The sequence below is a fragment of the Mucilaginibacter sp. P4_C11 genome, from assembly GCF_056402115.1.
This window is the reverse complement of record NZ_JBFUIA010000005.1, coordinates 184,558-196,481: the sequence shown is the minus strand read 5'-3', so window position 1 is coordinate 196,481 and position 11,924 is coordinate 184,558. Positions and strand designations below refer to the sequence as shown.

The following is an 11,924-nucleotide window of genomic DNA, read 5'->3' as shown; positions in this document are numbered from 1 at the left end:
ATGGCTGGTGGGCATTCCTGTTAAAAAATCATTATGATGAAAAAAACTATTAATGCGGTATTTGGTGTTTTAGCAGCCTGCGTTTTGCCCGCCTTTTTGTCGGCCCAAACGGCCCCCGTAAAGCAGGTTAAACTTGTTAACTTTGATTTGCAATCTTCGGCGTTGATTAACGCCGGCGGTGCCGAGTTGTCAAGTATTCAATACCATTCGCCGGTTTACTGGTTCCCGGTTAAAGTGCCTTCAACCGTGTTAACGGGGTTGGTAGCTAATAAAATATATCCCGATCCTTACCAGGGGTTAAATAATATGCTGATACCGGATGCATCAGATCAGTTTAATAAAGAGTACAACCTGGAGCAATACAGTCATTTACCCAATGATCCTAATCCATGGAAAAAGCCCTACTGGTACCGTACCACATTTAAAGTTTCAGCGGCAGATAAGGGCAAACAATTTCAGTTAATATTTAAGGGCATTAACTACCGTGCAGCAGTGTATTTAAACGGTAAACAAATTGCCGATAGCACCCAAATGGCAGGCATGTTTGCCGAGCACAACCTGGATGTAAGTAAAGCCATCAATGCAGGTGGCGAAAATGCTTTAGCAGTAAAGATATATCCCTTAGACTATGCAGGTTATCCTGCAAAGGAACAGTTAAAAGCCCTTGGCCCATTCTACGAAAATGGAGGCCCTACCGGTGATATTGGCAAAAACGTAACCATGCTTTGCTCTGCCGGCTGGGATTGGATTCCCCCGGTTCGGGATCGTAATATGGGTATCTGGCAGCCGGTTTTTTTGCGTACCACGGGCGCAGTTACTATAGGAAGGCCAAAATTGGTAACCGATTTACCAAACCTGCCCGATACAGGTATTGCTAAGCTGTCTTTAAAACTTACTTTATCAAACAATACATCAGTTGCTAATGCTGGTAAGCTAACCATCAGCATAAGCCCCGAAAACTTTGCGGGTTTGCCGGTGCAGTTTACACAAACGGTTTCCGTTCCTGCAAACTCGGGGAAAGCAGTTGATCTGAACGCAGGCCAGATTAATCAGCTGGTTATTCACCAGCCTAAATTATGGTGGCCCAATGGCTATGGTAAGGCCAACTTATACCGCATTCGCCTGCAATATGCCGATGCTAAAGGTATAAGCGATGATACTACTTTTGTTTTTGGGGTGCGCACGGTATCGTCAAAAGCAGAAAAAGTGAATGGCTTTGTACGGCGGCAATTTTATGTAAATGGAAAGCTGGTACATTTAGTAGGCGGTGCATGGGTACCCGATATGATGGTAAACCGCGATTCAGCCCGGTATGATTACGAGATGCACCTGTGCCGAAATGCCAACGTTAACCTGGTGCGTATTTGGGGCGGTGGAGTTACCGAACCTGATGCGTTTTGGAACGCAGCCGACAAATATGGCCAGATGGTATGGTCGGATTTTTGGATCACCGGCGACACACAGGGCGAGTTTAAAGGTTCGCCGGATTGGCCTTTGGAAGGCAACGTATTTACCAAAAATGTTCAGAGTACTATTTATCGTATCCGCAACCACCCAAGCTTATTAGTTTGGACTGGGGGTAACGAAGGCCATGCCCGTAAGGAATTGTACGATAAAATGCGTAACGATATTATTGAGCTGGATGGCACCCGTCCGTTTATACCAAGTTCATCGGGCTTTGCAAAGCTGCCCGAAGGCTGGAAAGGCTCATGGCCGGACGATATGCCATCGGGTGTATACAGCGGTGGCCCGTATGCCTGGAAAGATCCTAAAGACTATTACAAGCTGGCCAACCTGGCTCATGATTGGGTATTTAAAGACGAAACCGGTTTGCCGTCGCAGCCGCCTTATACCACGCTGCCAAAAATAATTCCCAACCTTACCTGGGACAAAACTTTGCCTTTCCCCTTAAATAATACCTGGGGGTATCATGATGCTGCCACTGGCGCGGGGCAGTACGATAAGTACTACGACGAAATGGTAAAGCGCTATGGCGCACCCAGCAGCATTGTCAACTTTTCGGATAAGATGCAATTTCTGAACTACATTGGCTACCAGGGGATTTTTGAGGCCGATGGCCACAAGTTGAACGAAACCGGCGGTGTTATGCTCTGGAAACTGAACGCTGCGCTCCCCAGTGTTATCTGGCAAATTTATGACTGGTACCTGGAGCCAAACGCGGGCTACTACAGCATGCAAAACGCCTGCGAGCCCGTGCATATCCAATATAACTACGATAATTCGAGCGTGGCTATTATTAACCGCACGCACCATGCAACAGGTAGTTTAATTGCGACAGCCGATGTTTTTGACATCGATAGTAAGCTCATCAAATCTATTAAGTTAGATCATGTTGGTTTGGCTACAAACGGTGTGCAGGAAATTATTCAGCTTAAGGATGTCTTGGCAGGTACACAAGGTGTAAGCTTTGTAATACTTAACCTGAAAACTTCAACCGGCAAAGCGGTGTCGCACAACGCTTACTGGCTATCTGCAACTGACGAATTTAGAACGCTTAACGATATGAAGCATGCACAGGTAAGTGCCAAAATTGTTAAAAGAGAAAAGGGTGCTGTAGAAAGCAAGTGGACCGTTCAGTTCACCAACACCTCAAATAAACTGGCATTCTTTGTACGCCCCCAACTGATGGAAAACGGCGAAGAAATTATGCCAAGCTACTGGACAGGTAACTATTTTACCCTGGCCCCGCATGAAAGCATAACCCTATCGGTAACTGCCCCGGCGGCCAAATTAGGTAACGTAACCCAAACCATATTGCTGGAAGGCTGGAATTTAGATAAGCAAACTATTGCCCTGGCCTCAAAATAATATAAACATTGCTTAAACAAAACCGCCTGGCTTCGAAAAAGCAAGGCGGTTTTATTTTTATATCATTTGCGTATCTGCAATGCGCACATCAAACACCATCTGCACATCTGTAATTTGCACATCTGCATATCAAAGCGAAGGTTCCTGCTGGCTCAAGCAATGGAAGCTGCCCAATCCCCAGATAATATCTGTTGAATCAATGCCCACAATCTCGCGGCCGGGAAAACATTGCTGGATGATTTGCAGTGCTTTATCATCATTTGCCGATCGGTACGTAGGTACTACCACTGCCGAATTAGCGATATAGAAATTAGCATATGACGCCGGCAAACGGGTGTCTTCGTAAATTATCTCATCGGGCATTGGTAACTCAACTACATTAAGTTGTTTACCGTTAAGCAAGCGCATAGTTTTAAGGGCTTCAAGGTTTTCTTGCAGCAGGTGATAGTTATCGTCGTTTTTATTTTCTTCAACAACGGTAACTACGGTATCTTCATTTACAAAACGGGTTATATCGTCAATATGGCCATCCGTATCATCGCCAACAATACCGTCACCCAACCATAAAATTTGTTCGGCCCCGTAAAAATTACGCAGGTAGCCTTCAATCTGATCCTGGTTAAGATGTGGGTTACGGTTTTTGTTAAGCAGGCAGGCGGTGGTTGTTAAAATAGTGCCCTTGCCATTAAAATCGACAGAGCCACCTTCCATCACAATTCCCGGATTAAATACAGGCAAACCAAAATGCTGGCCAATTTTTGTAGGGATTACATCATCCAAATCAAACGGTGGATATTTACCGCCCCAGGCATTATAGCCCCAGTCAACAATGGCTTTTTGCTTGGTATCGGGGTTTATCAAAAATGCCGGCCCATGATCGCGACACCAGGCATCGTTGGTAGCAAATTCAAATAATTCAATTTTGCTCATATCCACCCCAGCATTTTGCAATTGGAAAGCTACAGATGCTTTCATGTTTTCATCAGCCACGTTAATGCGTACCAATTCGCCTTTGGTTAATACTTTGATGAATTCAATGTACGCTGGATAAATTAAATCAATTTTCCCCGGCCATGAAGCCTCTTTGTGAGGCCACGAAAGCCAGGTGGCTGTATGTGGTGCCCATTCGGCAGGAAAGTGAAAACCCAGCTTCGCTGGGAAGTCCGAAAGTCCGAAAGTCCGAAAGTCCGAAAGTTTTGAATTTGAGGTATCGTTATTTATTGACATTGGGTTTATTTAAGAGAATTACGCAAAGCATTTAACATTACAAGTATTTCCTCACATTGTTGGTAGAGTTTGTCAATCTACTTGTAATATTAAATGTCTTTTTTGAGCCGGATACAAACACCCTACAACTTCTATATTTGATCGTAAAGCATAGCCCAGGAATCTGCTGAACTCTAAATTTGATTGGCCGGTTGATCCTTCTGCGATATTCAAAGAAACAGAATCGGCGGCTCTTTTTATTTGCGCAGTTAAAACAAATAACTCGTCTTTTGGGAAAGTTTTGGTCAATGAATGGATATCGGATGATAAATCAACCGATTTTTGCCAAACAATTAGTTTCTCAAATTTAAAACCCATATAAGAATGATACCTGCTAAATAACTCAGAGTTCACTTTCGGACTTTCTGTCTTTTCGACTTCCGGACTAAAATTAGTCCTCGTCTAATAAACGTTTTGTTATCGGCTGATATGAATCAATCCTTCTGTCGCGCAAAAAAGGCCAGTGACTGCGGTAGTAATCAGATTTATCCAAATCCAACTCCTGCACTACAACTTCTTCCTGATCATGTGATGTTTGATGGATAATAGCGCCAAAGGGATTGGCAAAAAACGATCCGCCCCAGAATTTAACGCCGGCTTCTTCGCCTACGCGGTTTATGCTTACAACGTGTATGCCATTGGCAACCGCGTGCGAACGCTGGATGGTTTGCCATGCATTGTATTGTTCAATATTTGTAGCCTCGTCCTGAGTGGTGGCCCAGCCAATGGCCGTTGGATAAAACAGGATATCGGCACCCATCAACGCGGTAATGCGTGCAGCTTCGGGGTACCATTGGTCCCAGCAGATCAACACACCTAAACGGCCGTATTTGGTATTGAAAACTTTGTAACCCAGGTCACCTGGTGTGAAGTAARATTTTTCGTAAAAACCCGGATCGTCGGGTATATGCATTTTACGGTACTTGCCAAGGTAACTGCCATCGGCATCTAATACAGCAGTTGTATTGTGGTAAAGGCCTTGTGCACGCTTCTCAAATAATGATGCAATGATAACCACATTTAACTCAGCAGCAACTTTCGACAATTCGTCAGTTGATGGGCCGGGGATTGCTTCTGCCAGTTTAAAGTTGTCGTAATCTTCTACATCGCAAAAATAAAGCGAGGTAAATAGTTCCTGTAAGCAAACAATCTGCGCGCCTTTGGCAGCCGCTTCCCTTACTTTAACAATAGCCTTTTGCAGGTTCTGCTGCTTATCTGCAGTACAGCTCATTTGCACAATGCCAACTTTTACTTTGTTCATACCTATAAAAATTTGCGCAAAAATAACAATTATGAATTTATGATTGCACCGATTATTATATGATTACACTGATTTGATTTGCAGGTTATATAGGTGTCAGTTTTAACTCGGTTTTTTTTCGCGAAAAGACGCAAAGGCGCTAAGAAAAATAAGGAGTTTGATTTGCATCTTTGGGCGGAAAATAATCTTAGTTTTAAATACCTGTTTTAGGAAATCGATCTTGATTTTTTTGACTAAAGCTTTGCGTTTTACCGTCTTTGCATGACAAAAATATCCCCCTGTTAAACTTTTATCCAAAAAGCTTTAAACTTGATTTTACCGTTAAATAACGTGCCGGTTATATCCAAATAAAAAAATACCATAGCTTTGCATCCAGATGACAGATACCGAAGAAATTATAGACGAAGGCACCGAACATAAAACCTGGAAAGGCAAGCTTTGGGGCGTTGTTAAAGTTATCCTGATTATTGTAGTTACCGGCGGCCTGTTGTATTGGGTTTTTAGCAAAGTGCCATTTGCCAAAATAAAGTACAGGCTGGTACACGCCGAAAGGGCCTGGCTGGCGGCAGCAATTCTTTGCTATTTCGGTTCGATGTTATTTTCGGCATGGCGGTTATTGAGTTTTTTTAAGTCGATAGGCTTAAAGCTCGATTATCGCTTTAACTTACGCCTGTACTTTTTAGGGTTATGCTATAACGTGCTGTTGCCGGGTGGTATAGGTGGCGATGGATATAAAATTTACCTGCTGCATAAAAATTATAAGTTGCCCACCAAAAAAGTTTTCTGGGCTATTTTGTTCGACAGGTTAAGCGGCTTTTGGGCCATAGGGGTTATCACCGTTGCGCTTATTATTTTAATACCGCATATAAGCGTGCAAATAGGGTTAAAAATTCCGCTTGGTTTATTGATAGGCGGCTCCATAATATATTATATAGTGGTACGCAAGTTTTTTAAAGATTACACGCATAACTTTTTTACGGCGCACTTAAAGGCTATCGGGGTACAATCCATGCAATTGCTGTGTATAGTATGCCTGCTGCTTGCGCAGGATTTTACCGGTAAATTTGCACCTTACCTGCTTTCGTTCCTCATTTCTGCGTTGGCATCCATCATTCCGTTTAGCTTAGGTGGCGGCGGCGTACGCGACGCCATTTTTGTGAACCTGGCCAAACCATTTCATCTTGCCGAAGATATGGCGGTTTATTTGAGTTTTACTTTCTACCTCATATCTATCGTAGTGGCCTTATTGGGTGTATATTACGTTTTTCGTACCGATAAACTGCAGGCTGGTTTGCCTGATATTGAAGAAAAATAGACAGGTTTATTAAACCTTATTTCCTAATTTTACGTTCTGTTATAAACCGTACCCAACGTACATGAGCCATTTTAATGATTTTAATAATCCGCAGGTTGCGGCATTGCCCGGTCATTTAAAACAATTTATAGTCGACCAACATTACGAGCATTATACGCCTATTGACCACGCGGTTTGGCGCTATGTAATGCGGCAAAATTATAGCTATCTTAAAGATGTAGCCTACTATCCATATATCCCCGGTTTAACCAAAGCCGGGCTAACAATTGAGCGGATACCCAACTTGCAGGAAATGAACGATGCCCTGGCTAAAATAGGCTGGGGGGCGGTTACTGTTGATGGCTTTATACCGCCGGCCGCCTTCATGGAGTACCAGGCCTGCAGGGTGTTGGTTATTGCTGCCGATATCCGGCAGTCGCGACATATTGAATATACGCCAGCACCTGATATTATTCACGAATCTGCAGGGCATGCGCCAATTATTGCCGATAAAGACTATCACGAGTATTTGAGCTATTTTGGGTCGATAGGGGCAAAAGCGATGTTTTCGGCACAGGACTTTGAACTTTATGAAGCCATAAGAGCTTTATCAATATTAAAGGAAATGCCCGATGCCGACCCCGAACAGATCAAAAAGGCTGAAGAATTGTTGGCCCGCCGGCAGGAAAATATGGGCGAACCTTCAGAAATGGCACTGCTTAGCCGCCTACATTGGTGGACGGTAGAATATGGACTGATAGGCACACTTGAAAATCCGAAAATATATGGGGCGGGCCTGCTATCGTCAATAGGCGAAAGTGCCAGCTGTATGATGGCCGGCGTAAAGAAGCTTTGGTATACCATTGATGCCGTGAATTATAGTTATGATATTACCAAAACACAGCCGCAGCTTTTTGTAACGCCGACATTTCAAAACCTGATAGATGTGCTGGAGGAATTTGCCAATACCATGGCCTTCCGCAGAGGGGGGGCATATGGTTTGGGTAAGGCTGTTGAAAGCAAAAATACCTGTACCGTAGTTTATAGCTCGGGCCTACAGGTTTCGGGCACGGTTGCCGAGTTTAAGGTGGATAAAGATGGCCAGCCCTGTTTTATTAAAACCGCCGGGCCTACAGCTTTGGCTGTAAATAACAAGCAGCTTAAGGGTCATGGCAAAAGCTATCATCATAACGGCTTTAGCTCGCCTGTTGGCAGGCTGAAAAACCTTGGCCCGATTGAAGATTTGAATGCAACGCAATTGGAAAATACCGGCATCAGTATAAACCAAAATGCGGTGCTGAATTTTGAAAGTGGTATTACGGTGAAAGGGATAGTAAAAAGCATCCTGGAAAATGAAGGCAAAACGTGTCTCATTACTTTTACAGACTGTACGGTAACCGACCACGGCGATACGGTACTGTTCGACCCATCATGGGGTGTTTATGATATGGCTGTTGGCCAAAATGTAACCTCGGTATTTTGCGGCGCCGCCGATAAAGAAGCCTTTGAGGAGGCTGTTTATAAATCAAAAACAGCAACCCATCACGTGGAATACGATTTTAAAAACAAGGAACTGCACAAGCTGTACAAACAAGTTAGGGATTGCCGCCAAAAACAAGGCGATTATGGTTTTTTAGGTAACGTTTGGCTCAAACTACAAAAAGACCATCATGACGACTGGCTTTGTGCACTTGAAATACTGGAACTTTTGGAACATGAGGATATTGAGCCACTGTTGGCATCAGACATCCGTAATTTCCTGCAACAAAAAGCAAAAGATCAGCCCGAACTAAAAAAACTGATTGACGATGGTTTTTACCTGATAGCGCACCCGGTTGAGCAAAAATTGGTATTTTAACAGAATGTTGTTCATTTTAGAGGATGGCAAAGCTGATTGTAAGGGTTGATAATGATGCCGTAGAATCTTTAAAAGTGGTTTTGCAAAATATTTCATACGTGAGAGAAGTTGTCATTGAAGAGATTGCGCTTAATGATTCCATCAATCGGTATGAAAAAATAAAGACCATTTTAAATAAAGCAAGAGGGAAAAAGCTTTTTGCCGATATTAAAGATCCGGTTGAGTGGCAGAGAAATATAAGAGGAGAGTAGGATCGTAGCTTTTAGATAGACGTTTTAACTACCTCATTGCGACTAACGACCAGCCTGGCTGGAAAAATAGTAATGACACGCTGGGTTTAGGACTCAACAACAGCCATGTCATTGCGAGCGTAGCGCGGCAATCGCGAACTGTGCACGTCCAGTATGTTTAGTTCGCGATTGCTTCGTACCTCGTAATGACATAAATTACATTGAAAATACACTTACAGTCAGTGATTTACAAGTGCGTTATTATGCGGGATGAAGCAATCCTCAAAAAGCAAACTCGATTTGCAAGTCGGGAGATTTCTTTGTTCCTTGCAATGACCTCTATCTAAATATATTGGGGCTAACGTATGAACATTATTATAACAGGAGCCAGCAGCGGCGTAGGATTTGAAGCTGTAATTGAACTGATACTATCCGGTAATCATAAAGTGATAGCCCTGGCGCGCTCGCAGGACAAACTGGAACGTTTACTAGAGATTGCCAATGGCCTTAACCCTGATTGCCAGTTGTATGCCCTCACATTTGATATTGTACACGATGATTACGAAGGCCTGCTTCAGTTTATTGAGACCAACTTTGATAACCGGGTTGATATTTTAATTAACAACGCTGGTGTACTTATTAATAAGCCCTTTGCAGAACTGCAGGAAACTGACTTTGTAGAAATGCTGCAAAGTAACTTTATAGGGCATGTGCGCATTATCCAGGCTTTATTGCCATTGGTGCAGGGTGGCGGGCATATTGTAAATATTGGCAGTATGGGCGGTTATCAGGGCAGCGCTAAGTTTCCGGGGTTGGCGGCATATTCGGCAAGTAAATCGGCATTGCACACTCTAACGGAGTGTTTGGCCCAGGAATTGGCCAGCCAGGATATTAAAGTGAATTGCCTGGCATTAGGATCGGCACAAACCGAAATGCTTGAAAAAGCTTTTCCTGGTTATGAGTCGCCGGTACTGGCATTTGAAATGGGAAAATACGTGGCCGATTTTGCGCTTACCGGGCATCGTTTTTTTAATGGCAAAGTTTTGCCCGTTGCTGTAAGCACTCCTTAAATTAATATTTGGTTATTGTAAATATTTTATAACTTAGATATAGTCAAATATGCCATAATAGCCCGCTATGGATAAAAGATTCATATCCTTTTTTACCCACTCAAAAGATATATTTTTTGTAATGGATATGAGTGGTGTAATATTACATACCAACCCATCCTTCCGGCAATTATTTAACTATACCGAGGCCGAACTGCTCGGAATAAATATTGCCGATATTTGCCACCCGGCCGATAAGGAACGCAAAGAAGAATCAGTTGGCAAGTTAGTTGCAGATAAACAACTGATAGGATATCAGAGCCGCGTTAAAGCTAAGGATGGATGTTACTATAGCGTAACATGGTCTATCTTACTGAATGACGATGGTCTTATTTATTCAACTGGCAACGCGGTGATTGGCGTTCCTGCCAAATCTGGCGCCACAAGTGATGATATTGTGCAACATACCATTCAAAGCCTTACCGAGGGTTTCATAGTACTTGATACCGGGTGGAATGTTTTAGCCTTCAATCCTGCCTTCCAGGCGATGACCAATCTGGATGAAAGCCAGATAAGGTCATCTCGCTTTACATACATCAAAAGCCTGGGTTTAACACCCAGGGTAATAGATGAGTTACAACGATCATTGGCCAGCGAACAAGCAATACAGGTACAGTATCTGAATACATTTTGTAATTCGTGGTTACGAATGAATGTATACCCATATCACAACAGATTAGCTGTTTTTATCAGGGATATCACCGAAATAATGATTCAGCAATGGGTTTTAACGCTGGAAAAGAAGGTGTTAGAATTAAATACCACCTCGAGGTATACCCTTGCTCAAACCGCCAACGAACTGTTAATGGGAATTGAGGGTATTTTTCCTGAAATGATTTGCTCGGTTTTGGAGGTTGATGACGTGGAAGATAGATTACATAACCTTGCCGCCCCACAATTACCTAAAAATTATTGTGATGCAATCGAAAATCTTTCGGTGGGACCAAATGTTGGCTCATGTGGTACGGCGGTTTTTCACCGCAGCCAGGTTATTGTGAGCGATATTGAAAACGATCCCCTTTGGGCCGACTATGCCGGATTAGCTAAACAATTTGGATTAAAAGCGTGTTGGTCTACCCCGGTTATCAGTTCAAAAGGGTCAAAGGTTTTGGCGGTGTTTGGTATTTATTATAACACTGTGCGCGAGCCTAAGGATAGTGAACTACAGTTGATTGGACGTACGGTAAATATTTTGCGGGTTTTGATAGAAAGTAAGAGAAACGAAGAAAATATACTTGACCAGAACAACAGGCTGCAATCCATCGCCAACATTAGCTCGCACGAACTCAGGCGACCGGTAGCTACCATCCTCGGCCTGGTAAATTTGTTCGACAAGGATGATATGGAAAATCCTTTGAATAAAGAAATAGTTGCCCACCTTGACACCACAGCCCGTGAACTGGATGGGGTGATACACAATATTGTCGAAAAAACCGTTTATATGCGGGTTAACGAAACAGAGATGTATGGCGAGGAAGTGAAGGGTGGAAGGTAAACCATATCAAATGTTCTACAGGAAAATAATTACCCAAAATACACTGCAAGAACATTTAGCCGAAGCCACGGTTAGTTTGCTTAGCATCGCCAGCGATTTGGCGTGGAATACTATATCTGATAATTGTTTGTATATCATTAGTAACCTTAAAGAACAGGACGAAGAATTTGGCGTGCGAAGAAAGCTTGAAAAAGCCAGGTCCGAAAAGCTGGCGCCGCAATACTTAGCTGATATAATGCCTCAAATGTTAAAGTTGTATCCTGACCTTTATGATATTAACCTGTTTGTTTATAAAGCTTCAAACGAACGTACTATAATTGAAATTGGGTATTATCCTAAAAGTGCTTTGGATGAGGATTACAGAAAAACGATTGAAAATAATCCACCAATGCTTCATAGTAAAGTTTCGCATCCTTTTTATTATCATTTTAATGGAAAAAAAAAGTTCGACATCAACTGGCAAAACAACTCACTTTCCTATAAAATAAATTCCTTTTGGGCTAAGTTTAAATATAGGTTTTACAGAGCCATTGGCCGGGATCGCTATGCTATCTTGACAAAATAACCTTAAAACGGTTCGTC

Annotated in this window: 10 protein-coding genes; 7 read left to right on the top strand and 3 right to left on the bottom strand. The window is 42.8% G+C overall.

What is annotated here, in order from left to right:
- Positions 1–33: 33 nt before the first annotated feature.
- A complete protein-coding gene (locus AC1DU2_RS06710; RefSeq protein WP_477383459.1) occupies positions 34–2,829 on the top strand; it encodes a glycoside hydrolase family 2 protein in 2,796 nt (931 codons plus the stop codon).
- A gap of 129 nt (positions 2,830–2,958) precedes the next feature.
- On the opposite strand, the gene AC1DU2_RS06705 is transcribed toward AC1DU2_RS06710, so the two are convergent.
- From AC1DU2_RS06705 to AC1DU2_RS06695, 3 genes are all read right to left on the bottom strand, one after another.
- Positions 2,959–4,056, bottom strand: a complete 1,098-nt coding sequence (locus AC1DU2_RS06705) for an agmatine deiminase family protein (protein ID WP_477383458.1) — start codon at positions 4,054–4,056, stop codon at positions 2,959–2,961.
- 72 nt (positions 4,057–4,128) lie between these two features.
- On the bottom strand, positions 4,129–4,413 hold the full coding sequence (locus AC1DU2_RS06700) for a four helix bundle protein (RefSeq protein ID WP_477383457.1): 285 nt from the start codon (positions 4,411–4,413) through the stop codon (positions 4,129–4,131).
- 73 nt (positions 4,414–4,486) lie between these two features.
- Positions 4,487–5,356, bottom strand: a complete 870-nt coding sequence (locus tag AC1DU2_RS06695) for a carbon-nitrogen hydrolase (RefSeq protein ID WP_477383456.1) — start codon at positions 5,354–5,356, stop codon at positions 4,487–4,489.
- 376 nt (positions 5,357–5,732) lie between these two features.
- Between AC1DU2_RS06695 and AC1DU2_RS06690 the strand changes: the two genes are divergently transcribed.
- The 6 genes from AC1DU2_RS06690 (at position 5,733) to AC1DU2_RS06665 (ending at position 11,907) form a co-directional block, all read left to right on the top strand.
- Positions 5,733–6,671 carry a lysylphosphatidylglycerol synthase transmembrane domain-containing protein gene (locus AC1DU2_RS06690; protein ID WP_477383455.1) on the top strand — a complete coding sequence of 313 codons (939 nt, stop codon included), beginning with the start codon at positions 5,733–5,735 and terminating at the stop codon, positions 6,669–6,671.
- Positions 6,672–6,732: 61 nt separating this feature from the next.
- Positions 6,733–8,508 (top strand): aromatic amino acid hydroxylase, encoded by a 1,776-nt coding sequence (locus tag AC1DU2_RS06685; protein WP_477383454.1) that lies wholly within the window; start codon positions 6,733–6,735, stop codon positions 8,506–8,508.
- Between the two features lie 23 nt (positions 8,509–8,531).
- Positions 8,532–8,759 (top strand): hypothetical protein, encoded by a 228-nt coding sequence (locus AC1DU2_RS06680; RefSeq protein WP_477383453.1) that lies wholly within the window; start codon positions 8,532–8,534, stop codon positions 8,757–8,759.
- A 344-nt stretch (positions 8,760–9,103) separates the two neighbouring features.
- Positions 9,104–9,808, top strand: coding sequence for an SDR family NAD(P)-dependent oxidoreductase (locus AC1DU2_RS06675; RefSeq protein ID WP_477383452.1), 705 nt, complete (start codon positions 9,104–9,106; stop codon positions 9,806–9,808).
- Positions 9,809–9,875: 67 nt separating this feature from the next.
- A complete protein-coding gene (locus AC1DU2_RS06670) occupies positions 9,876–11,342 on the top strand; it encodes a PAS domain S-box protein (RefSeq protein ID WP_477383451.1) in 1,467 nt (488 codons plus the stop codon).
- Positions 11,332–11,907 carry a hypothetical protein gene (locus AC1DU2_RS06665; RefSeq protein WP_477383450.1) on the top strand — a complete coding sequence of 192 codons (576 nt, stop codon included), beginning with the start codon at positions 11,332–11,334 and terminating at the stop codon, positions 11,905–11,907. Before AC1DU2_RS06670 ends, AC1DU2_RS06665 begins: the two co-directional genes overlap by 11 nt.
- Positions 11,908–11,924 lie beyond the last annotated feature (17 nt).

What these genes read in the sequence shown, in the direction of transcription:
- AC1DU2_RS06710 (WP_477383459.1), top strand. Translation starts at nt 34, where the DNA reads ATGATGAAAAAAACTATTAATGCGGTATTTGGTGTTTTAGCAGCCTGC.
- AC1DU2_RS06675 (WP_477383452.1), top strand. Translation starts at nt 9,104, where the DNA reads ATGAACATTATTATAACAGGAGCCAGCAGCGGCGTAGGATTTGAAGCT.
- AC1DU2_RS06705 (WP_477383458.1), bottom strand. Translation starts at nt 4,056, where the DNA reads ATGTCAATAAATAACGATACCTCAAATTCAAAACTTTCGGACTTTCGG.
- AC1DU2_RS06700 (WP_477383457.1), bottom strand. Translation starts at nt 4,413, where the DNA reads ATGGGTTTTAAATTTGAGAAACTAATTGTTTGGCAAAAATCGGTTGAT.
- AC1DU2_RS06690 (WP_477383455.1), top strand. Translation starts at nt 5,733, where the DNA reads ATGACAGATACCGAAGAAATTATAGACGAAGGCACCGAACATAAAACC.
- AC1DU2_RS06670 (WP_477383451.1), top strand. Translation starts at nt 9,876, where the DNA reads ATGGATAAAAGATTCATATCCTTTTTTACCCACTCAAAAGATATATTT.
- AC1DU2_RS06680 (WP_477383453.1), top strand. Translation starts at nt 8,532, where the DNA reads ATGGCAAAGCTGATTGTAAGGGTTGATAATGATGCCGTAGAATCTTTA.
- AC1DU2_RS06685 (WP_477383454.1), top strand. Translation starts at nt 6,733, where the DNA reads ATGAGCCATTTTAATGATTTTAATAATCCGCAGGTTGCGGCATTGCCC.